At 60.8% G+C, this 22,328-nt stretch carries 20 protein-coding genes; 13 read left to right on the top strand and 7 right to left on the bottom strand.

What is annotated here, in order from left to right; translation table 11 throughout:
• Nucleotides 1-44 precede the first annotated feature (44 nt).
• The 3 genes from HU730_RS00100 to HU730_RS00090 all read right to left on the bottom strand — a co-directional run bounded on the left by HU730_RS00100 (nt 45) and on the right by HU730_RS00090 (nt 3,095).
• Nucleotides 45-1,703: a cation acetate symporter gene (locus HU730_RS00100; protein ID WP_044273012.1), complete on the bottom strand. Its 1,659-nt coding sequence runs from the start codon at nt 1,701-1,703 to the stop codon at nt 45-47.
• The gene (locus tag HU730_RS00095) at nt 1,700-2,011 is read right to left on the bottom strand and encodes a DUF485 domain-containing protein (RefSeq protein ID WP_003190001.1); all 312 of its coding nucleotides are present in this window, start codon (nt 2,009-2,011) and stop codon (nt 1,700-1,702) included. Before HU730_RS00095 ends, HU730_RS00100 begins: the two co-directional genes overlap by 4 nt.
• 232 nt (nt 2,012-2,243) lie before the next feature.
• Nucleotides 2,244-3,095, bottom strand: coding sequence for a glycine betaine ABC transporter substrate-binding protein (locus HU730_RS00090; RefSeq protein ID WP_003233255.1), 852 nt, complete (start codon nt 3,093-3,095; stop codon nt 2,244-2,246).
• 332 nt (nt 3,096-3,427) lie between these two features.
• Here HU730_RS00090 and HU730_RS00085 point away from each other — a divergent pair, with 332 nt between their 5' ends.
• Complete coding sequence (locus tag HU730_RS00085; protein ID WP_186526663.1) at nt 3,428-4,981, top strand: glycosyl hydrolase family 17 protein; 1,554 nt, start codon at nt 3,428-3,430, stop codon at nt 4,979-4,981.
• Between the two features lie 106 nt (nt 4,982-5,087).
• Here HU730_RS00085 and HU730_RS00080 read toward each other — a convergent pair whose 3' ends face one another.
• A complete protein-coding gene (locus HU730_RS00080; protein ID WP_014717724.1) occupies nt 5,088-5,456 on the bottom strand; it encodes a hypothetical protein in 369 nt (122 codons plus the stop codon).
• Between the two features lie 233 nt (nt 5,457-5,689).
• Here HU730_RS00080 and HU730_RS00075 point away from each other — a divergent pair, with 233 nt between their 5' ends.
• On the top strand, nt 5,690-6,988 hold the full coding sequence (locus tag HU730_RS00075) for a serine/threonine protein kinase (protein WP_032892643.1): 1,299 nt from the start codon (nt 5,690-5,692) through the stop codon (nt 6,986-6,988).
• Nucleotides 6,981-7,769 carry a VacJ family lipoprotein gene (locus HU730_RS00070; RefSeq protein WP_003189993.1) on the top strand — a complete coding sequence of 263 codons (789 nt, stop codon included), beginning with the start codon at nt 6,981-6,983 and terminating at the stop codon, nt 7,767-7,769. Before HU730_RS00075 ends, HU730_RS00070 begins: the two co-directional genes overlap by 8 nt.
• 56 nt (nt 7,770-7,825) lie before the next feature.
• Here HU730_RS00070 and HU730_RS00065 read toward each other — a convergent pair whose 3' ends face one another.
• Complete coding sequence (locus HU730_RS00065) at nt 7,826-8,740, bottom strand: DUF808 domain-containing protein (protein WP_186526662.1); 915 nt, start codon at nt 8,738-8,740, stop codon at nt 7,826-7,828.
• Between the two features lie 134 nt (nt 8,741-8,874).
• Here HU730_RS00065 and HU730_RS00060 point away from each other — a divergent pair, with 134 nt between their 5' ends.
• On the top strand, nt 8,875-9,480 hold the full coding sequence (locus HU730_RS00060; protein WP_032897537.1) for a TetR/AcrR family transcriptional regulator: 606 nt from the start codon (nt 8,875-8,877) through the stop codon (nt 9,478-9,480).
• Between the two features lie 128 nt (nt 9,481-9,608).
• Here HU730_RS00060 and HU730_RS00055 read toward each other — a convergent pair whose 3' ends face one another.
• Complete coding sequence (locus HU730_RS00055; protein ID WP_105226279.1) at nt 9,609-10,049, bottom strand: heme-binding protein; 441 nt, start codon at nt 10,047-10,049, stop codon at nt 9,609-9,611.
• A gap of 256 nt (nt 10,050-10,305) precedes the next feature.
• Here HU730_RS00055 and gcl point away from each other — a divergent pair, with 256 nt between their 5' ends.
• The 9 genes from gcl to HU730_RS00010 all read left to right on the top strand — a co-directional run bounded on the left by gcl (nt 10,306) and on the right by HU730_RS00010 (nt 21,168).
• Nucleotides 10,306-12,081: a glyoxylate carboligase gene (gene gcl, locus HU730_RS00050; RefSeq protein ID WP_003189987.1), complete on the top strand. Its 1,776-nt coding sequence runs from the start codon at nt 10,306-10,308 to the stop codon at nt 12,079-12,081.
• Nucleotides 12,082-12,091: 10 nt separating this feature from the next.
• Entirely contained in the window at nt 12,092-12,874 is a 783-nt protein-coding gene (gene hyi, locus HU730_RS00045) for a hydroxypyruvate isomerase (protein WP_014717718.1), read from the top strand.
• 126 nt (nt 12,875-13,000) lie between these two features.
• Nucleotides 13,001-13,891: a 2-hydroxy-3-oxopropionate reductase gene (locus HU730_RS00040; protein WP_034135176.1), complete on the top strand. Its 891-nt coding sequence runs from the start codon at nt 13,001-13,003 to the stop codon at nt 13,889-13,891.
• 176 nt (nt 13,892-14,067) lie between these two features.
• Nucleotides 14,068-15,348, top strand: a complete 1,281-nt coding sequence (locus HU730_RS00035; protein WP_186526661.1) for a glycerate kinase — start codon at nt 14,068-14,070, stop codon at nt 15,346-15,348.
• Complete coding sequence (gene pyk / locus HU730_RS00030; RefSeq protein WP_060764483.1) at nt 15,338-16,753, top strand: pyruvate kinase; 1,416 nt, start codon at nt 15,338-15,340, stop codon at nt 16,751-16,753. The genes HU730_RS00035 and pyk overlap by 11 nt, the downstream gene beginning before the upstream one ends.
• Before the next feature lie 131 nt (nt 16,754-16,884).
• Entirely contained in the window at nt 16,885-17,760 is an 876-nt protein-coding gene (locus HU730_RS00025) for an urea transporter (protein ID WP_054920108.1), read from the top strand.
• Nucleotides 17,761-17,791: 31 nt separating this feature from the next.
• Nucleotides 17,792-18,616, top strand: a complete 825-nt coding sequence (locus tag HU730_RS00020) for an ion transporter (protein WP_014717713.1) — start codon at nt 17,792-17,794, stop codon at nt 18,614-18,616.
• A gap of 93 nt (nt 18,617-18,709) precedes the next feature.
• On the top strand, nt 18,710-19,711 hold the full coding sequence (locus HU730_RS00015; RefSeq protein ID WP_034127182.1) for a sulfate ABC transporter substrate-binding protein: 1,002 nt from the start codon (nt 18,710-18,712) through the stop codon (nt 19,709-19,711).
• A 251-nt stretch (nt 19,712-19,962) separates the two neighbouring features.
• The gene (locus HU730_RS00010; RefSeq protein ID WP_096142953.1) at nt 19,963-21,168 is read left to right on the top strand and encodes an MFS transporter; all 1,206 of its coding nucleotides are present in this window, start codon (nt 19,963-19,965) and stop codon (nt 21,166-21,168) included.
• 291 nt (nt 21,169-21,459) lie between these two features.
• Here HU730_RS00010 and phnN read toward each other — a convergent pair whose 3' ends face one another.
• A complete protein-coding gene (gene phnN, locus HU730_RS00005) occupies nt 21,460-22,032 on the bottom strand; it encodes a phosphonate metabolism protein/1,5-bisphosphokinase (PRPP-forming) PhnN (protein ID WP_186526660.1) in 573 nt (190 codons plus the stop codon).
• Nucleotides 22,033-22,328 lie beyond the last annotated feature (296 nt).

The raw sequence follows: 22,328 nt of genomic DNA, 5'->3' as shown, positions 1-22,328 counted from the left end.
TACCCCAGCCTTACGACCGGGGTATCTCTTATGCAGCTGACGACTTAGTGATTAACCGCCCCACTCGCCCCCAGGCCAGTCTGCGAACGCACGAACTGCGGGAAGTACAGCGCACGCTCTTTCTCTGCCGCCGCCGACTTGTCGGTGATGGAGAAGAACCAGATGCCGACGAACGCAATGATCATCGAGAACAGCGCCGGGTACTCGTACGGGAAGATCGCCTTTTCATGGTGCAGGATCGACACCCAGATGGTCGGGCCGAGGATCATCAAGCCCACGGCGCTGATCAAGCCCAGCCAGCCGCCAATCATGGCGCCGCGGGTGGTGAGGTTTTTCCAGTACATGGAAAGCAGCAGCACCGGGAAGTTACAGCTGGCAGCGATGGAGAACGCCAGGCCGACCATGAACGCAATGTTCTGGCTTTCGAACAGGATACCCAGGCCGATGGCCAATACACCCAAGGCTACGGTGGTGATCTTCGACACGCGAATCTCATCTTTCTCGTTGGCCTTGCCTTTCTTGATCACGCTGGCATACAGGTCATGGGACACCGCCGAAGCACCCGCCAGGGTCAAGCCGGCAACCACCGCCAGGATGGTGGCAAACGCCACGGCCGAGATGAAGCCCAGGAAGATACTGCCACCCACCGCGTTGGCCAGGTGCACCGCCGCCATGTTGTTACCACCGAGCAAGGCGCCCGCTGCATCCTTGAACGCCGGGTTGGTGCTGACCAGCAGGATCGCACCGAAACCGATGATGAAGGTCAGGATATAGAAGTAGCCGATGAAGCCGGTTGCGTACAGAACGCTCTTACGCGCTTCCTTGGCGTCGCTCACCGTGAAGAAGCGCATCAGGATGTGCGGCAGGCCAGCGGTACCGAACATCAGTGCCAGGCCCAGGGAGAATGCCGAGATCGGGTCTTTCACCAGGCCGCCGGGGCTCATGATCGCTTCACCTTTGGGGTGAACCTTGATCGCCTCGGAGAACAGCATATTGAAGTCGAAGTTGACGTGCTTCATCACCATCAGCGCCATGAACGAGGCACCGGACAGCAACAGTACCGCCTTGATGATCTGCACCCAGGTGGTCGCCAACATGCCGCCGAACAGCACGTACATGCACATCAGGATACCCACCAGGATCACCGCCACATGGTAATCAAGGCCAAACAGCAGCTGGATCAGCTTGCCCGCGCCAACCATCTGCGCGATCAGGTAGAACGCCACCACCACCAGCGAGCCACACGCCGACAGGCTGCGGATCTGGGTTTGCCCCAGGCGATAGGACGCCACGTCGGCAAAGGTGTATTTGCCCAGGTTACGCAAGCGCTCGGCGATCAGGAACAGAATGATCGGCCAGCCCACAAGGAAGCCGATCGAGTAGATCAAGCCGTCGTAACCGGAGGTGAACACCAACGCGGAAATCCCCAGGAAGGACGCCGCCGACATGTAGTCACCGGCAATCGCCAGACCGTTCTGGAAACCGGTGATCTTGCCGCCCGCCGCATAGTAGTCCGCCGCCGACTTGTTGCGCTTGGACGCCCAATAAGTGATGCACAGGGTGGCGCCGACAAACGCGACGAACATCACAATGGCCGAGACGTTCAGCGGTTGCTTGTGCACTTCACCGGTCAATGCGTCCGCCGCCCAAACGGCCGGAGCCAACAGCGAAGCACCGAATAGAGCCAATAGACGCCGGATCATTGCGCAGCCTCCTTGAGAATCGCATTGTTCAGGTCGTCAAATTCGCCGTTGGCCCGACGCACGTAGATGCCGGTGAGAATGAAGGCCGACACAATCAGCCCGACGCCCAGGGGAATACCCCAGGTAATCGAGGAACCGGGGCTGATCTTGGCCCCCAGCACTTGTGGCCCGTAGGCAATCAACAGGATGAAAGCGGAGTAAAGCCCTAGCATGATCGCCGAGAGAATCCAGGCGAACCTTTCCCTTTTCCTGACCAGCTCCTTGAAACGCGGGCTGTTTTGAATCGAGAGGTAAATGCTGTCGTTCATTGTTTTTATCCTCGCAGCACAGCTTTTTATTATTTTGGAACGTATCCACTGTATGCGGCTGCGCAATGGGTTCCAGACGACCTTAGTAGTAGATCGAGCTTAGCGAGGATTTGTAAAAAGTGTAGGAGCGAGCTTGCTCGCGAAAAACGTCAACGATAACGCGTTCATTCTGGATGATCGCGGTGCCTGTGCGTTCTTCGCGAGCAAGCTCGCTCCTACAATTGGGGCGGGGTTATTTAGCAGTCCATTCGGCGACGCGCTCGGGGTGCTTGGCTACCCAGTCCTTGGCCGCGGCGTCCGGCTTGGCGCCTTCTTGAATCGCCAGCATGACTTCACCGATTTCATCCTTGGAGGCCCACTGGAATTTCTTCAGGAAGGCTGCGACTTCCGGCGCTTTCTTCTCCAGGCCCTTGCTGCCGATGCTGTTGACGGTTTCAGCAGCACCATAAATCCCTTTTGGGTCGTCCAGGAAACGCAGTTTCCACTTGGCGAACATCCAGTGCGGCACCCAACCGGTGACCGCAATCGACTCCTGCTTGTCTTCGGCGCGGGTCAGTTCGGCAATCATCGCCGCACCCGAGCTGGCTTGCAGTTTGTAGTCCAGGCCATATTGCTTGATGGCTTCGTCGGTCTTGAGCATTACGCCCGAACCGGCGTCGATGCCGACGATCTTGTTTTTGAAGGTGGTATCGGTCTTGAGGTCTTCAATGGACTTGGCCTTGACGTATTCAGGCACGATCAGGCCGATCTTGGCGTCTTTGAAGTTGGGGCCGTAGTCGACCACCTTGTCCTTGTTCTTGGTCCAGTATTCACCGTGGGTTACAGGTAGCCAGGCGGAAAGCATGGCATCGAGTTTGCCGGTGGCGACGCCCTGCCACATGATCCCGGTGGCAACCGCTTGCAGTTTTACGTCGTAGCCGAGCTTTTGCTTGATCACCTCTGCCGCCACATGAGTAGTGGCCACGCTGTCGGACCAGCCGTCCACGTAGCCGATGCTCAGGGTCTTGCTGTCGGCACTGGCCAGTGTGGAGCCCATCGCAACTACCAGAGTGGCAGCTGCGCCCAAGAGTCGTCGCATCTTCATAGTACTTCCCCGAAAGTGCTGCGCCCGACGGATGCCGAGCGACGTCAAACTGTTGTTATAGGGTGCACCGCGCCCCCTTCACGCGCATCGATCCGGTTGCTGAGGCATCAGTGGAGTACTGACAGTTTTATCTTCAACCTGCGTAGGCATTTGCCCTGCTCTGTCAGCGACCTTGGTTGAGCAGGAAACGACATCACATCGCCAGCAGGATGCTTTGTAGGCGTTATCGCCAGAATCCCGCCCGAAGTTTGCATGTCAAAATTATGCAGCCCCACAGGGCTGCGGCAAATCCGGGTAAGATGCGCGCCTTTGCTCCCCCAGATAAGCCGACCATGCCCGCGACTGCCCGCTTCCCTGCCCTGCCCTATTTCTTCGCCTTGATCCTCGGCGTGCTTGCCCTTGTCGGCTACTGGTACGGCCTCGGCCGGCCCGTGGTGTTGCCAGACGTCGCCAGCGCCAGCCATAAGCTGCAATGTGCGTCCTACACACCGTTCGACAAAGACCAATCCCCATTCGATCAACCGTTCGCGTTGCGCCCCGAGCGCATGGACGCCGACCTCGCGCTACTGGCTACGCGCTTTGAATGCATTCGCACCTACTCCATGACCGGCCTGGAGGCCCTGCCGGACATGGCGCGCAAGCATGGGTTGAAAGTGATGGCCGGGGCCTGGGTCAGCAGCGACCCCGTGGCGACCGAAAAAGAGATCAACGAGTTGATCGCGGCGGCCAACGCCAGCCCGGACGTGGTGACCTCGGTGATCGTCGGCAACGAAGCCCTGCTGCGCAAGGAAGTCACCGCCAAGCAACTGGTGGCGCTGATCCATCAGGTTAAAAGCCAGATCAAGCAGCCCGTCACCTATGCCGATGTCTGGGAGTTCTGGTTGCAACACCCGGAAATCGAGCCTGCGGTGGACTTCCTGACCATTCACCTGTTGCCGTATTGGGAAGATGAGCCGTCCGGCATCGACCAGGCGCTCAAGCACGTGGGCGATGTGCGCCAGACCTTCGGCCATAAATTCGCGCCCAAGGACATCGTGATCGGCGAAACCGGCTGGCCCAGCGAAGGTCGGCAGCGCGAAACCGCCGTGCCCAGCCGGGTCAATGAGGCCAGGTTCATGCGCGGCTTCGTGGCCATGGCCGAAGCCAATGGCTGGCGCTACAACCTGATCGAAGCCTTTGACCAGCCATGGAAACGTGCGAGTGAAGGGGCTGTGGGTGGTTACTGGGGGCTGTTCGATGCAGACCGTCAGGACAAAGGTATCCTCGCCGGCCCGGTGACCAATGTGCCGTACTGGCGGCTGTGGCTGGGCGTCGGCGGGCTCATCCTGCTGGGCACCCTGGTGCTCGGCGGCCGCGTTCGCAGCACTCGCTCTGCGTTAATACTGCCGTTGCTAGGGGCCGTCGCAGCGTGCTCCATCGGCAGTTGGGCCGAACTGACCCGCGTTACCGCGCGTTTCAACGATGAATGGCTATGGGCAGGCTTGCTGGTGGTCTTGAACCTGCTGGTGCTGGCTCATGCCGCCCTGGCCCTCAGCGCCCGGCAAGGCTGGCGTGAGCGCGGGTTCAACTGGCTGGAGCAGCGCGCCGGCTGGTTGATGGTAATTGCCGGGTTTGCCGGTGCGGTGATGATGCTGGCGCTGGTGTTTGACCCGCGCTATCGCAGCTTTCCAAGCGCAGCGCTGGTGTTGCCGGCCCTGGTGTACCTGATACGCCCGGTGACCGGGCCACGTCGGGAGATTGCGTTGCTGGCCTTTATCATCGGTGCCGGCGTTGCGCCGCAGTTGTACCGTGAAGGGCTGTTGAATCAGCAGGCCTGGGGTTGGGCAGTGGTCAGCGTGCTGATGGTTGCGGCTTTGTGGCGTTGCTTGCGAGTGCGCAAGGCGTAACACCGCTATCGCAGGCAAGCCAGCTCCCACATTTGACCGCGCTCACAGATAGAAATGTGTGAACACAGTCAACTGTGGGAGCTGGCTTGCCTGCGATGAGGCCACATCAGGCGCCGCGAGGCTTCCTGACCAACCGCAACCCCGCAATCACCACCGCAAACACCGCAAACGTCGTGTTGTACAGCGCCAGCGCCGGCAACCCGAACACCAACCCCACCACCGCCAACGCCCACCCCGCACGCCCCGGTACAAAAAAGCCCAGCACCGAAGTGATCAACGCCGCCCACCCCAGCAGCTTGAAATGAATCATCAAACCCAGGTTCGAACGCACCTGGCATTCCCAGCGGCTGGCCTCATCAGCGCAGATGCCAACCCATTGCCCATCCTCCATGAAGCCATAGCGTGCGGCATAACTGGCGGCCAGCCATAACGGCAGGGCAATAAGCAGCAGGATCAACGGCAAACGACGGGACATGGGGCACTCCGATAGGCAAAAACGGCGCCCAGCTTAATCCCACGGCGGCCGTTAGCAAGGTGTTCGCACAGATATCTGTTCAACAAAGCATGGCAAAGTGTATCGTCTCGCTACTATTACCCCGATTCCGACGTTTTTTCCGACTTTTCGTGCCGAGTGCTGGCACTTCGGTGACAAGGCGGTGGTCATAGCCTGCGAACTTCATTCAGCCCGTTCCTCTTAGGGATTAAGTCATGCTCCGTTCCTTGCGCTGTGCTGCCTTGCTGGGCAGCCTATTTTTGAGTGCGTCAGCACTGGCCGTCGATATCGACCAAGCCAGCTATGGCTACCCTTTGACCAACCCGTTCGAAGCGACCATCGCCACCACACCTCCCGATCTGCGGCCAACCCTGCCGACCGATGACGAGATCACCCAGTCCGACTACACCCTGACGATGCGCCCCGAGCGCGAGTTCAGCCTGCCGGACAATTTCTGGGCGGTGAAGAAACTCACCTACCGCATTGCCAAGCAGGACCGCGCCGCGCCTTTGATCTTCCTGATCGCCGGCACCGGTGCACGCTTTGACAGCAGCATCAACGAATACCTGAAAAAGCTGTATTACCAGGCCGGCTACCATGTGGTGCAGCTCTCCTCGCCAACCAGCTTCGACTTCATCAGCGCCGCTTCGCGCTTCGCCACCCCGGGCATCACCCAGGAAGACGCCGAAGACATGTACCGCGTGATGCAAGCCGTACGCGCGCAGAACGCCTCGTTGCCCGTGACCGATTTCTACCTCACCGGCTACAGCCTGGGCGCCCTGGATGCGGCGTTTGTCAGCAAGCTGGATGAAACCCGCCGCAGCTTCAACTTCAAGAAAGTGCTGCTGCTCAACCCGCCGGTCAACCTCTACACCTCGATTACCAACCTCGACAAGCTGGTACAGACCGAGGTCAAGGGCATCAACAACAGCACCACCTTCTATGAGTTGGTGCTGAGCAAACTGACGCGTTACTTCCAGCAAAAAGGCTACATCGACCTCAACGATGCCCTGCTTTATGACTTCCAGCAGTCCAAGCAGCACCTGACCAACGAACAGATGGCCATGCTGATCGGCACCTCGTTCCGCTTCTCGGCCGCCGACATTGCCTTCACTTCGGACTTGATCAACCGACGTGGCCTGATTATTCCGCCCAAGTACCCGATTACCGAAGGCACCAGCCTCACGCCGTTCCTCAAGCGTGCCCTGCAGTGTGACTTCGACTGCTACCTCACCGAACAAGTGATCCCGATGTGGCGCGCGCGTTCCGATGGCGGCAGCCTGCTGCAACTGATCGACCAGGTCAGCCTCTACGCCCTCAAGGACTACCTGCGCGACAGCCCGAAAATCGCCGTGATGCATAACGCCGACGACGTGATCCTCGGCCCTGGCGACCTGGGCTTCCTGCGTAAAACTTTCGGCGATCGCTTGACCGTCTACCCGCTGGGCGGCCACTGCGGCAACCTCAATTACCGCGTCAACGCCGACGCCATGCTGGAGTTCTTCCGTGGCTAAATATCTTCTGCTGCTCGCCGCACTGATGTGCGCAGGCGTGGCCAATGCCGACAACAGCAAGGCCCAAGAACCCGTCAAGGTCGATGCCGACGGCTTCAAGGAGCCGCTGACCAAGCTCAAGTTCAACCCAGGCTTGGACCAGCGCGAATTCGAGCGTTCCACGCTCACCGCGCTCAACGTCTACGACCCACTGGAGTCGTGGAACCGCCGCGTGTACCACTTCAACTATCGCTTCGACCAGTGGGTGTTCCTGCCGGTGGTGAACGGTTACCGCTATGTCACGCCGAGCTTTCTGCGCACCGGCGTGAGCAACTTCTTCAACAACCTGGGCGATGTGCCCAACCTGATGAACAGCTTGTTGCAGCTCAAGGGCCACCGCTCGCTGGAAACCACCGGGCGCCTGCTGGTCAACACCACCATTGGCATCGCGGGCCTGTGGGACCCGGCCACCGCCATGGGCCTGCCGCGCCAGAGCGAAGACTTCGGCCAGACCCTGGGCTTCTACGGTGTACCGGGTGGCGCCTACCTGATGCTGCCGATTTTCGGGCCGTCGAACCTGCGTGATACCGGCGGCCTGCTGGTGGACTACAGCGCCGAATCGCAGATCAACTTCCTCAACGTGTCTGAAGTCAGCTCCAACCATCCGGAAGTCTGGGCCCTGCGCGCCGTCGACAAGCGCTACCAGACCAGCTTCCGCTACGGCCAGATGAACTCGCCGTTCGAGTATGAGAAGGTGCGGTATATCTACACCGAATCGCGCAAGTTGCAGATCGCCGAGTAAACAGCAGCGATAAAAAAAGGCCATTCGATTGAATGGCCTTTTTTATGCCTGCGGTTTCACCCTCGCAGTGCTTTCCAACCTTTACCTGCCACGCTGACCACTGCCAGGACGACTGCGCCGGCGATGATACCCGCCACTGCATTTAGCAGCGTTGGCATCAGCCACGCGAACGCGCCGGTGCTCTGGCTCACGGTTTCGATCCAGTGATGCACCACGGGCACGCCATGGGTGAGGATACCGCCACCAACCATGAACATCGCCGCCGTGCCGATCACCGACAAGCTCTTCATCATGTAGGGGGCCGCACTCAGAATCGCGCCGCCAATACTGCGCGCCACCTGGCCCGGCTTCTGCGTCAGCCACAGCCCCAGGTCGTCGAGCTTGACGATACCGGCCACCAATCCATATACGCCGATGGTCATGACAATGGCGATACCCGACAGCACGATCACCTGCTGCGTGAGCTGCGCGTCGGCGACGATGCCGAGGGTGATGGCAATGATTTCGGCGGAAAGAATAAAGTCGGTACGGATCGCGCCCTTGATCTTGTCTTTCTCGAATGCCACCAGATCGGTTGCCGGGTCGGCCACAGCTTCAGCCAACTGTGCGTGTTCGGCTTGATCTTCAGCCTGGCTGTGCAGGAATTTGTGCGCGAGTTTTTCGAAGCCCTCGAAACACAGGTAGGCGCCGCCGAGCATCAACAGCGGTATCACCGCCCAGGGTGCAAAGGCGCTGATCAACAGGGCCGTCGGCACCAGGATCAGCTTGTTGATAAACGAGCCCTTGGCCACCGCCCACACCACCGGGATTTCTCGCTCGGCGCGCACGCCGGAGACCTGCTGGGCATTCAGCGCGAGGTCATCGCCCAGCACGCCCGATGTCTTCTTGGCGGCCATTTTTGTCATCAGCGCGACGTCATCGAGTACCGCCGCGATATCGTCGATCAACACCAACAAGCTGCTTCCTGCCATGAACCGGACTTCCGTTAGAGAGAGATGGCGCGAGCATAGCGCGGCGCGGGACCTTGCGGGCAGATTGTTGAGGCTTGCGGATGGCCGGTGCTACCATGCGCAACCGCCTGTCATGGCAAGGAAACGTCTGGTTTATGAGCAGCATTCGCGAGCGCAACAAAGAAAAAATCCTGCGGGCGGCGAGCGAGGAGTTTGCCGACAAGGGCTTCGCCGCGACCAAAACCAGCGACATCGCCGCCAAGGCCGGGCTGCCCAAGCCCAACGTCTATTACTACTTCAAGTCCAAGGACAACCTTTACCGCGAGGTGCTCGAAAGCATTATCGAGCCGATCCTGGCCGCCTCCACGCCGTTCAACCCCGAAGGCGAGCCCAAGGAAGTATTGAGCAACTACATCCGCTCCAAAATCCGCATCTCCCGCGACCTGCCGTTCGCCTCCAAGGTGTTCGCCAGCGAAATCATGCACGGCGCCCCACACCTGAGCGCCGACCAGGTTGAGCAGCTCAACGCTCAGGCCAAGCACAATATCGACTGCATTCAGAGCTGGGTTGACCGTGGCCTGATCGCCGCGATCGACCCCAACCACCTGATGTTCAGCATCTGGGCAGCCACCCAGACCTATGCCGATTTCGACTGGCAGATCTCGGCGGTAACCGGCAAGGCCAAGCTGGATGAGGCCGATTATGAGGCGGCGGCGCAGACGATTATTCGGTTGGTGCTCAAGGGGTGTGAGCCGGATTGATAGACCGCGGCGAGGCTATCGCAGGCAAGCCAGCTCCCACACTGATTGCACTCACACAGTTGAATTTGTGAACACCGCCAATGTGGGAGCTGGCTTGCCTGCGATAGCTTACTCACAGTCAGAACGATTCAAGCCGACGCCCCCGCATCCGCCATCAACCCCACTCCTTCTATCGCCGTGATCGCACACTGCTCGTCAATATCGGACGTGTCCCCGCTGATCCCGATCGCGCCCAGCACCATGCCGCTCTGATCCCGAATCAACACCCCACCCGGCGCCGGCACGACGCTGCCCTGCCCCAGGCTGTTCAACGCCGCGATAAACGCCGGGCGCTGTTGGGCGTCCAGCGCCAGCAAACGTGAACCCTTGCCCAGGGCAATGGCGCCCCAGGCCTTGCCGATAGCGATTTGCGGGCGTAGCAGGCTGGCGCCGTCTTCGCGTTGCAGGGTGACCAGGTGGCCGCCGCTGTCGAGCACGGCGATGGTCAGTGGCGCAGCCGAAATGGTGCGGCCTGCAGTAAGGGCCTGGGTGGCCAGTTGGGTGGCGAGTTTCAAGGTTAAAGCGCTCATAGGTGCCGTCCTTATCTTGTTATGGGTAACGCGGTGAGGTCTGTTTGATCAGATGCTCGATCACACAAATAGAACACAATGATATTTGTTTTTGTATACAATATTTTCCAACAAAGGCTCCATACGTCGAAAAAAGCGCTTCCGACGAACGCAAAGGTCAGTTTACGAAAGGCATTGACCAACGCCGCTCGCCGTGAATACACTTTGGACAGACACCACTTGTATACAATTACAAAACGCAAGAGGCACCAAAACCATGAGCAAAATGAGAGCAATCGAAGCTGCCGTCCTGGTGATGCGCCGTGAAGGTGTGGATACCGCCTTCGGTATCCCAGGCGCCGCGATCAACCCGCTGTATTCGGCCTTGCAGAAGGTGGGTGGCATCGATCACGTCCTTGCTCGCCACGTTGAAGGCGCCTCGCACATGGCCGAGGGCTACACCCGTACCAAGGCCGGCAACATCGGCGTGTGCATCGGCACGTCGGGCCCGGCGGGTACCGACATGGTCACCGGCCTGTACAGCGCCTCGGCCGACTCGATCCCGATCCTGTGCATTACCGGCCAAGCCCCCCGCGCCCGGATGCACAAGGAAGACTTCCAGGCCGTGGACATCACCAGCATCGTCAAGCCGGTGACCAAGTGGGCAACCACGGTGCTGGAACCCGGCCAAGTGCCTTACGCGTTCCAGAAGGCCTTCTATGAAATGCGCTCCGGCCGCCCCGGCCCGGTGCTGATCGACCTGCCGTTCGACGTACAGATGGCCGAGATCGAGTTCGACATCGACGCCTACCAGCCGCTGCCTCTGGCCAAGCCGCTGGCGACCCGTGTGCAAGTGGAAAAAGCCCTGGCTCTGCTCGACGCAGCCGAACGCCCATTGCTGGTGAGCGGTGGCGGCGTGATCAACGCCGACGCCAGCGAGTTGCTGGTGGAGTTCGCTGAACTGACCGGCATCCCGGTGATCCCGACCCTGATGGGCTGGGGCACTATCCCGGACGACCATCCGCTGATGGTGGGCATGGTCGGCCTGCAAACCTCGCACCGCTACGGCAACGCGACGATGCTCAAGTCAGACGTGGTGCTGGGCATCGGCAACCGCTGGGCCAACCGTCACACCGGTTCGGTAGAGGTGTACACCGAAGGCCGTAAATTCATTCATGTCGACATCGAACCGACCCAGATTGGCCGCGTGTTCACGCCGGACCTGGGCATCGTTTCCGACGCCGGCTCCGCGCTGACGATGTTCATTGAAGTGGCCCGCGAGTGGAAAGCCGCCGGCAAGCTCAAGGACCGCAGCGCCTGGTTGCATGACTGCCAACAACGCAAGGCCACCCTGCATCGCAAGACTCACTTCGACAACGTGCCGGTCAAGCCGCAACGCGTTTACGAAGAGATGAACCAGGTGTTCGGCAAAGACACCTGCTACGTCAGCACCATCGGCCTGTCGCAGATTGCCGGCGCGCAATTCTTGCATGTGTACAAGCCACGCCACTGGATCAACTGCGGCCAGGCTGGTCCACTGGGCTGGACCATTCCCGCGGCGCTGGGCGTGGTCAAGGCCGACCCGAGCCGCAAAGTGGTGGCCTTGTCGGGCGACTATGACTTCCAGTTCATGATCGAAGAACTGGCGGTGGGCGCACAGTTCAAGCTGCCGTACATCCATGTGGTAGTGAACAACTCATACCTGGGCCTGATCCGCCAGGCCCAGCGTGGGTTCGAGATGGACTACTGCGTGCAGCTGTCCTTCGACAACCTCAACGCCCCAGAACTCAACGGCTACGGCGTCGACCATGTGGCGGTTGCCGAGGGCTTGGGCTGCAAGGCCCTGCGTGTGTTCGAGCCAGGCCAGATCCAACCAGCCTTGCGCCGCGCCCAAGAGATGATCGAAGAATTCAAGGTGCCGGTGATCGTTGAGATTATTCTGGAACGGGTGACCAATATTTCCATGGGCACCGAGATCAACGCCGTCAATGAATTCGAAGACCTGGCCCTGGTCGGCAACGACGCGCCGACTGCCATTTCCCTGCTCGATTAAGGAGAACCCTATGCCGCGCTTTGCTGCCAACCTGTCCATGCTGTTTACCGAACAGGATTTCCTTGCCCGCTTCAAAGCGGCTGCCGATGCCGGCTTCCAGGGCGTGGAGTACCTGTTCCCGTATGAGTTCAGCTCTGCCGACATCAAGGCGCAGTTGGACGCCAACGGCCTGACCCAGGTGTTGTTCAACCTGCCTGCCGGTGACTGGGCCAAGGGCGAGCGCGGCCTGGCTTGCCACCCGGACCGGGTCGAGGAGTTCCGTGCCGGGGTCAAACTGGCAATCGCCTATGCCCAGGTCTTGGGCAACACCCAGGTCAATTGCCTGGCGGGAATCCGGCCACAAGGCGTCGATGACGAGACCGTGGAAAAGACCTTTGTCGCCAACCTCAAGTACGCCGCCGAGAAGCTGCAAGCGGCGGGTATCAAGCTGGTGATGGAGATGATCAACACCCGCGACATTCCCGGCTTCTACCTCAACAACACGGCGCAGGCCCTGTCGATTCGCGAGCAAGTGGGCAGCGCCAATCTGTTCCTGCAATACGACATCTACCACATGCAAATCATGGAGGGCGACCTGGCGCGGACCATGGCGGCGCACCTGGGCGAGATCAATCACATTCAGCTGGCGGACAACCCTGGGCGCAACGAACCAGGTACCGGCGAGATCAACTACCGCTTCCTGTTCGAGCATCTGGACCGCATTGGTTACGCGGGTTGGGTCGGCTGTGAGTACAAGCCGTTGACCACTACCGAGGCGGGTTTGGGTTGGCTCAAAACCCACAACGCCATCTGACACAACACAAAACAAAACAATGTGGGAGCTGGCTTGCCTGCGATGCAGACACCTCGCTGTATCAGGCATACGGGGGTGATGCCATCGCAGGCAAGCCAGCGCCCACACTAAAAGAGGTTTTTGATCATGGCTAAAATCGGATTTATCGGCACCGGCATCATGGGCCAACCCATGGCCGCCAACCTGCAGAAAGCAGGCCATCAACTGTTTCTCTCCGAACATCACGGCAAGGCTCCGGCTGAACTGATCAGCGCCGGCGCCGTGGCGCTGGCCAACCCGCAACAAGTGGCCCAGGAAGCCGAGTTCATCATCGTCATGGTGCCCGACACCCCACAAGTCGATGACGTGCTGTTTCGCGCCGACGGCGTGGCTGCGGGCCTGTCACCGAACAAGGTGGTGATCGACATGAGTTCGATCTCCCCTACTGCCACCAAAGCATTCGCCGCCAAGGTCAACCAGGCCGGCGCGCAGTACCTGGACGCCCCGGTGTCCGGTGGTGAAGTCGGTGCCAAGGCCGGCACCTTGAGCATTATGGTCGGTGGCGAACCGCAGACCTTCGAACGCGCGCTGCCGCTGTTCCAGAGCATGGGCAAAAACATCACCCTGGTAGGCGGCAATGGCGATGGCCAGACCGCCAAGGTGGCCAACCAGATCATCGTTGCCCTGAACATCCAGGCGGTGGCCGAAGCGTTGTTGTTCGCCTCCAAAAACGGCGCCGACCCAGCCAAAGTGCGTGAAGCGCTGATGGGTGGCTTTGCATCGTCCAAGATCCTGGAAGTGCACGGCGAGCGCATGATCAAGGGCACCTTCGATCCGGGTTTCCGCATCAACCTGCACCAGAAGGACCTGAACCTGGCCCTGGCGGGCGCCAAGGAACTGGGGATCAACCTGCCGAACACCGCCGGCACCCAGCAAGTGTTCAGCACCTGCACGGCAATTGGCGGCGGCAACTGGGACCACTCGGCGCTGATCAAGGGCCTGGAGCATATGGCGAATTTCTCGATTCGCGATAAATAACCCACACCGCTGATCGTTCCCATGCTCAGCGTGGGAATGCCTCTTGTGACGCTCCGCGTCACGCTTTGGGCGCAGAGCGTCCCGGACTGCATTCCCACGCAGAGCGTGGGAACGATCGCAGAGCGTGGGAACGATCGCTGCACCTCTAATAACAAGAATCCCCCGGGAGCCCGCTTATGTCGGTCGATCCGCAACACCTGCTTCGCGAGCTGTTTGCCACAGCCATCGATGCCGCCCACCCCCGGCAAGTCCTTGAACCCTACCTGCCTGCCGACCGCAGTGGCCGTGTGATCGTGATCGGCGCCGGCAAAGCCGCGGCCGCCATGGCACTGGTCGTCGAAGACTGTTGGCAGGGCGAGGTCTCGGGCCTGGTGGTCACCCGCTACGGCCATGGCGCGCCATGCAAAAAAATCGAAGTGGTCGAAGCCGCCCATCCGGTGCCGGATGCGGCCGGCCTGGCCGTGGCCCAGCGCGTGCTGGATCTGATCAGCCATCTGGGTGAAGACGACCGCGTGATCTTCCTGCTCTCCGGCGGTGGCTCGGCACTACTCGCCCTGCCCGCCGAGGGCATCACCCTGGCGGACAAGCAAGCCATCAACAAAGCCCTGCTTAAATCCGGCGCCACCATTGGCGAGATGAATTGCGTGCGCAAGCACCTCTCGGCGATCAAGGGCGGGCGGTTGGCCAAGGCTGCGTGGCCGGCCACGGTGTACACCTACGCGATCTCCGATGTACCGGGCGACCAGGCCACGGTGATTGCCTCGGGCCCGACCGTCGGTGACCCGAGCACCTCACAACAGGCCCTGGCGATCCTCAAGCGTTACCACATCGACGCCCCCGCTTCGGTGCGCAGTTGGTTGCAGAACCCGGCCTCGGAAACCGTCAAGCCCGGCGATCCGGTGCTTGCCCGCAGCCACTTCCAATTGATCGCCCGCCCGCAGCAATCCCTGGAAGCGGTAGCAGTAAAAGTGCGCCAGGCCGGTTTCAGCCCGCTGATCCTCGGTGATCTGGAAGGCGAAGCCCGCGATGTGGCCAAGGTACACGCCGGCATCGCCCGCCAGATCGTGCAGCACGGCCAGCCACTGGCGGCGCCGTGCGTGATCCTTTCGGGGGGCGAAACCACCGTCACCGTACGCGGCGACGGCCGTGGCGGACGCAACGCGGAATTCCTCTTGAGCCTCACCGACAGCCTCAAGGGCCTGCCCGGCGTGTACGCCCTGGCCGGCGATACCGATGGCATCGACGGTTCAGAAGACAACGCCGGCGCGATCATGACCCCCTGCAGCTACCGCCGTGCCGAAGCCCTGGGCCTGTCGGCCAGTGATGAGCTGGACAACAACAACGGCTACGGCTATTTCGCCGCCCTGGGCGACTTGATCGTCACCGAGCCGACGCGCACCAACGTCAACGACTTCCGCGCCATCCTGATCCTTGAGACTGCCAACCATGACGCCTGACAAGAAGGTCAAAATCCTCGCCACCCTGGGCCCGGCCACCGACGGTATCGATGACATCCGCGAGCTGGTGGAGGCCGGGGTAAATATCTTCCGCCTCAACTTCAGCCACGGTGACCACGCCGACCATGCCCAGCGCTACCAGTGGATTCGCCAGGTCGAGCGCCAGCTCAACTACCCGCTCGGCATCCTCATGGACCTGCAAGGGCCGAAGCTGCGGGTGGGACGCTTTGCCGAAGGCAAGGTGCAGCTCCTACGCGGCCAGGCCCTGCGCCTGGACCTGGATGAAACCTTGGGCGACCAACGCCGGGTCAACCTGCCCCACCCGGAAATCATCGCGGCCCTGGAGCCGGGCATGGACCTGCTGCTCGACGACGGCAAGCTGCGCCTGCGCGTAATCACCAAGCATGCCGATGCCATCGACACCACCGTGCTCAATGGCGGCGAACTGTCTGACCGCAAAGGTGTGAACGTCCCACAAGCGCTGTTGGAACTGAGCCCACTCACCACCAAGGACCGCCGCGACCTGAGCTTCGGCCTGGAGCTGGGTGTGGACTGGGTGGCGCTGTCGTTTGTGCAGCGCCCGGAAGACATCCGCGAAGCCCGCGAGCTGATCGGCGATAAAGCATTTTTGATGGCCAAGATCGAAAAGCCTTCGGCGGTGCAACGGTTGCGTGAAATCGCCGAACTGAGTGACGCGATCATGGTGGCCCGGGGTGATCTGGGCGTGGAAGTGCCGGCCGAGAGCGTGCCGCAGATCCAGAAAGACATCATCAGCACCTGCCGCCAACTGGGTAAGCCGGTGGTGGTGGCCACGCAGATGCTCGAATCCATGCGCTTCTCGCCGGCACCCACCCGCGCCGAAGTCACCGATGTCGCCAACGCGGTGGCCGAAGGTGCAGATGCGGTGATGCTGTCGGCCGAAACCGCCTCGGGCGAGTACCCGCTGGAAGCGGTGCAGATGATGAGCAAGATCATCCGCCAGGTGGAAAACGGCCCGGACTACCAGGCACAGCTGGATGTCAGCCGGCCCAAGGCAGATGCCACGGTGTCGGACGCCATCAGCTGCGCGATCCGCCGCATCAGCAGCATCCTGCCGGTGGCGGTGCTGGTGAACTACAGCGAGTCCGGCAGTTCCAGCTTGCGCGCGGCGCGGGAGCGGCCCGTGGCGCCGATCCTCAACCTCACACCCAACCTGTCCACGGCGCGGCGCCTGAGCGTGGCGTGGGGCGTGCACTCGGTGGTCAATGATCGGCTGCGCCAGGTGGATGAGGTGTGTTCCACCGCACTGGAAATTGCCCAGGCCCAGGGCATGGCGCAGCGTGGCGATACCTTGGTGATTACCGCAGGGGTGCCGTTCGGGCAGCCGGGGTCCACCAATTCGCTGCGTATAGAGACGCTGATTTAGCGCCTGTCAGGGCCTCATCGCGGGCAAGCCCGGCTCCCACATTTGATCGAGTTTGCATGTCGAACATCAATCAAATGTGGGAGCTGGCTTGCCTGCGATGAGGGCAACTCGGTCTTATTGACTCAACCCAAATGCACAACCCAACCTGCCCCGACTGGGCCGAAGCCCTGCTCAACGGCTTCAGCCAAATCTTCCTGCAGCGCCACCCGCTGTGCGGCCTGCTGTGCCTGCTGGCGATCCTGATCGGTGCCCCGGCCTTGCTTGGCGGTGCCTTGCTGGGGGGCGTCGCAGGGTTGCTCACGGCCCAGCGCCGGGGGTATCCCAAAGCCGAGCGCCAGGCCGGGCTGTATAGCTACAACGGCGTATTGCTGGGCCTGTTGATCAGCCAGCACTTTGCCTGGTCGGCGCTGGTGCCGCCGCTGATCCTGGCGTGCGGCGGCTTGAGTGCCATCCTCACTCGGCACTGGTTGAAACACGCGACCCAACCCCTGGATTTGCCAGCGTACACCGCGCCCTTTGTTGGCCTGGGCTGGTTGCTGCTCGGCCAGGCCCCGGAGAACACCCTTGCGCTGAGCGAGCCCGACACTGTCGCTGTACTGGCCGCACCCTTCACCGGCCTTGGGCAAATCATGCTGCTGGACCAGCCCCTGGCGGGTGTGCTGATCGCCCTGGGCTTGCTGCTGGCCGACCGTCGCGCCGTCGCGTGGGCCTTGGGCGGCGCCACTCTCGGCATGCTGGCCGGCCTGTGGTTGAACGACCCCACTGGCGCCCTGCTCGGCCTGCATAGCTATAACCCCGCGCTGGCCGCGCTGGCCCTGTGCTCGTCGCGTCGCCAGCCTTGGTTGCCACTGCTGGGTATCGGCCTGGCCATCCTGCTCACCCCTGGCTTTTGCGGCCTGCACCTGCCCGCGCTGACCGCGCCATTTATTCTCGCGTGCTGGCTGGTGCGCGCCGGTCAGCGAATGCTGCACAAGCCTCACATGGACAGCCCGTTCGAATCGCCCTAGGCTTGCTCGATATTCGTTTCAGGCAGGGTTTATGGACAGCAACAATGACTGGCGCCAGCGCCTCTACATCATGGTGTTCCAAAGCGACACCGTCGCCGGGCGGCGCTTTGACGGCATCCTGCTGCTGATCATCCTCGCCAGCCTGGTGATCGTGATGCTCGACAGCATCGACACAATCCATCAGAACTACGCCGACGTGCTGGCCTATATCGAGTGGGGCTTCACGCTGATCTTCGCCATCGAGTACGGCCTGCGCCTGTATTGCTCGCCCAAGCCGCTGCGCTATGCCTTCAGCTTTTATGGCTTGGTGGACCTGCTCGCCATCGTCCCCGGCATCCTCGCGCTGTACTACAGCGACGCCCAGTATCTGCTGATCATCCGCATCATCCGGATGCTGCGCATCTTCCGCGTGCTCAAGCTCAGCCCGTATCTCAAGCAGGCCAACTACCTGATGGCGGCGCTGCGCGGCAGCAAGCAGAAGATCGTGGTGTTCCTGGTCAGCGTGTGCACCCTGGTGACGGTGTTCGGCACCTTGATGTACGTGATCGAAGGCCCGGAACATGGCTTTACCAGTATTCCCAAGGGCATCTACTGGGCGATCGTCACCCTGACCACCGTGGGCTTCGGCGATATCGTGCCCAAGACGCCCCTGGGCCAGGTGATTTCTTCGCTGGTGATGATCACCGGTTACTCGATCATCGCCGTGCCGACGGGTATTTTTACCGCTGAACTGGCCAGTGCCATGCGCGGCGAACAGCTGCATACAGACTGCCCAGTGTGCAAGAAGGACAGCCATGAACCCAACGCCGCGTTTTGCGCGCGCTGTGGCAGCAATCTGTTTCGCAAACTGGAATAAGCAAAGTTCGTTTTAATCTTTAAAGCTCTATGCAGGCCCGGCTATAGTCGCTGGCAAATTGCCTCCCTCTTCTCGAACAACAAGGAATGAGCAGTGAAAAAAATCCTCAGCGCCTCTCTACTGGCCGCCGGCCTGGCCTTGGCGGGCTCCGCCCAGGCAGCGACCACCCTGCTCAACGTCTCCTACGACGTGATGCGCGACTTCTACAAGGACTACAACGCCGCTTTCCAGAAGCACTGGGCAGCCGAGCATCCGGACGACAAGCTGACGCTGCAGATGTCCTTCGGCGGCTCCAGCAAACAGGCACGCTCAGTGATCGACGGCCTGCCCGCCGACGTGATCACCATGAACATGGCTACCGATATCAATGCCCTGGTCGATAACGGCAAGCTGGTGCCGGACAACTGGGTGACGCGCCTGCCGAACAACAGTGCGCCATTCACCTCAGCCACGGTGTTTATTGTGCGCAAAGGTAACCCCAAGGCGTTGAAAGACTGGCCCGACCTGCTCAAGGACGGCGTGCAGGTAATCGTGCCCAACCCTAAGACCTCGGGTAACGGCCGCTACACCTATCTGTCGGCCTGGGGTTACGTGCTGAAGAACGGCGGCGATGAAGAAAAGGCCAAGACCTTCGTTGGCAAGTTGTTCAAGCAAGCGCCAGTGCTGGACACCGGTGGCCGCGCCGCCACCACCACCTTCATGACCAACCAGATTGGCGACGTGCTGGTGACCTTTGAAAACGAAGCAGAAATGATCGCCCGCGAGTTTGGCCGTGATCAGTTCGAAGTGGTCTATCCAAGCGTTTCCGCCGAAGCCGAACCGCCGGTGTCGGTGGTGGATAAAGTGGTCGAGAAAAAAGGCAGCCGTGCCGTGGCCGAGGACTACCTCAAGTATCTGTGGTCGCCCGAAGGCCAGGAAATTGCGGCCAACAACTACCTGCGCCCACGGGACCCGAAGGTGCTGGCAAAGTACACCGACCGGTTCCCCAAGGTGGACTTCCTGTCGGTGGAGAAGACCTTCGGCGACTGGCGCACAGTGCAAAAGACCCATTTCAATGATGGCGGGGTGTTTGACCAGATCTACTCTGGCCAATAACCCATCTGACTGAATCAACTCGGTCAAACCTGTGGGAGCTGGCTTGCCTGCGAAAGCGATCTATCAGTCATATTTCTGGTGACTGGTGCACCGCCATCGCAGGCAAGCCAGCTCCCACTTTTTTGCGTAGGGCAGATGTGTCTGAATGTATCATCAGCCGGCATAAGTGATATCACCACAAGCAGCCTACTCACTTGAGAGCCTTGTCTTTACTCTCTCACGCCATCGTCCTTCGCCTTTATGAGTACACCATGAACGCAACCTCTCACGCTGCAGGCACCATGACCCGGGGCATGGTCATGCTGTTCGCGTTTTGCTGCGGCGCCATCGTCGCCAACATCTACTACGCGCAACCGATCATCGAGCTGATTGCCCCAGACATTGGCCTGACGCCGGCAATGGCCAGCCTGATCGTGTCCCTCACGCAAATCGGCTATGCCCTGGGCCTGTTTTTCCTGGTGCCTCTGGGCGACCTGCTGGAAAACCGCAAGCTGATGATCACCACCACCGTCGTGGCGATCGCCAGCCTGTTGGGTGCGGCGTTTATCGAACAGCCGAACCTGTTCCTGCTGGTGTCGCTGCTGATCGGTTTCAGTTCCGTCTCGGTGCAGATCCTGATTCCGCTGGCCGCACACCTGGCGCCGGCCGAATCCCGGGGCCGGGTGGTCGGCAGCATCATGGGCGGCCTGCTGCTGGGCATTCTGCTGGCACGGCCGGTGTCGAGCGTGGTGGCCGACCACTTCGGCTGGCGTGCGATGTTCATAGCGGCCGCCGCACTGATGGCGTTTATCAGCGTGGTGCTGATGCTGACAATCCCCAAGCGCCAGCCCGATCACAGTGCCAGCTACGGCCAGTTGCTGCGCTCCCTGGGCACCCTGTTGCGTGAGCAACCGCTGTTGCGCCAGCGGGCGTTCTACCAGGGTTGCATGTTCGCTGCCTTCAGCCTGTTCTGGACTGCCGTACCACTGGAACTGGCGCGTAACCACGGCCTGAGCCAAAGCGAGATCGCACTGTTTGCCCTGGTCGGTGCCCTTGGCGCCATCGCCGCGCCCATGGCCGGTCGCCTGGCCGATGCCGGCCATACCCACCGCGCCTCGTTGCTGGCGATGCTGTTTGGCGCGCTGAGTTTCCTGCCGGCGTTGGTACACCCGCTCTACAGCGTGATCGGCCTGGCAGTCACCGGTGTGGTTCTGGACTTCTGCGTGCAGATGAATATGGTCCTCGGCCAGCGCGCCATCTACGCCCTCGATGCCAACAGCCGCAGCCGCCTGAACGCGCTGTACATGACCAGCATTTTTATCGGCGGTGCGTTCGGTTCGGCGATTGCCAGCAGCGTGTATGAACATGGCGGCTGGTTGGCCGTCATGCTGGTGGGCAGCGCATTTGCGCTGGTGGCCTTGTTGCGCTTCCTGAGTGCGTCACGTAAAGCCGCGTTGGCCACTGCCCAAGCGTCCTGACGGGGCCTTCGGCTCATAAAAACTTTTCACAACGCACAAAGGGGCGGGACTTAATCAATCATTGAGTAAGTCCCGCCCCGCATTGCGTCAAACAATCGCGCCCCCTGCCGCCCCTGTATAGTGCTCAACGAAGTTCAGCGCTACCTTGCCGTCGCGTGCCATTTGCGACAGGTCGATCTTGTCTTCTCCGTATTGAAGTCCACCAACAAGTCGGCATGGGTGCGTATTGAAAAATATGAGCTCCGTCTCCGGGTTTTATCTGAGCGCTGGCATTACCCATGCACTACTGGGTCAGGTGTTCACGCTGTGCCCGTGCTCCAGGCAACACAGCAAGCGTTCGACGGTATGCGCCAACGGGCCGGAATTATCCAATACGAACAACCCCGCGCCATGACCGGCAATCAATTCGGCAGTGAACCGCGCATTGCGCGCGAGGCGCTCCTCGATATCCGCCAATGACTCCCGCCCACGCGCAATCAGACGCTGGCGCAGCACCGATTGGTCCACCGTCAGCAGCAATACCAGCAAGGTCGGATAACGCTCACGGGTTTGCGCCAGGTGCGCACGGGAACCGTTGACCAGAACGTCGTCCCCCGCGGCCAGCCAATCGTCGATTTCCCTGGGGATGCCGTAGGACAAGCCATTAGCCTGCCAGCTCAAGGCAAATGCGCCCTCGGCCTCCATGGCCGCAAACTGCTCGGGGCTCACACCTTGCGCCGCTTCGCCCACCGCCTCCGCGGACCGAGTGATCACCCGTCGCACCATGCGGCACCCACGCTCAACCAGACGTGGGCGTGCGGCATCCAGCAGACTGTCTTTGCCCGAACCCGATGGCCCGATGAGATAGATCAACCTGCCTGCCATTAAAAACCCTCTTCGCTTGTCCCCACACCGGTACATCCCCGGGACCACTGCGCGGCGCCTGGTTTGCACCCGGGGAGCCGCGTCGTAGTAGCCGCAGGAAAGTATACCTAGCAATCCTTCCCACGCCAGGCCAGCGATAGCCACATCACTACAGCGCACTGCGCATTCGGCGCATGCGTCGGGCTTTAATTGCTTGGCCCTACCGTGATCTACACAGTGCGTTTGAAAGCCATGAAAAAGGCGACCCTCAGGCCTAATGCCAGTCAGTTAAGAGCTAGAGCAGACAACCAGTGACT

This window comes from Pseudomonas sp. SWRI22, from assembly GCF_014268395.2.
GTDB lineage: Bacteria > Pseudomonadota > Gammaproteobacteria > Pseudomonadales > Pseudomonadaceae > Aquipseudomonas > Aquipseudomonas paracarnis.
Note: the sequence above shows the minus strand (reverse complement) of the source record. Positions and strands in the feature narration are given on the sequence as shown.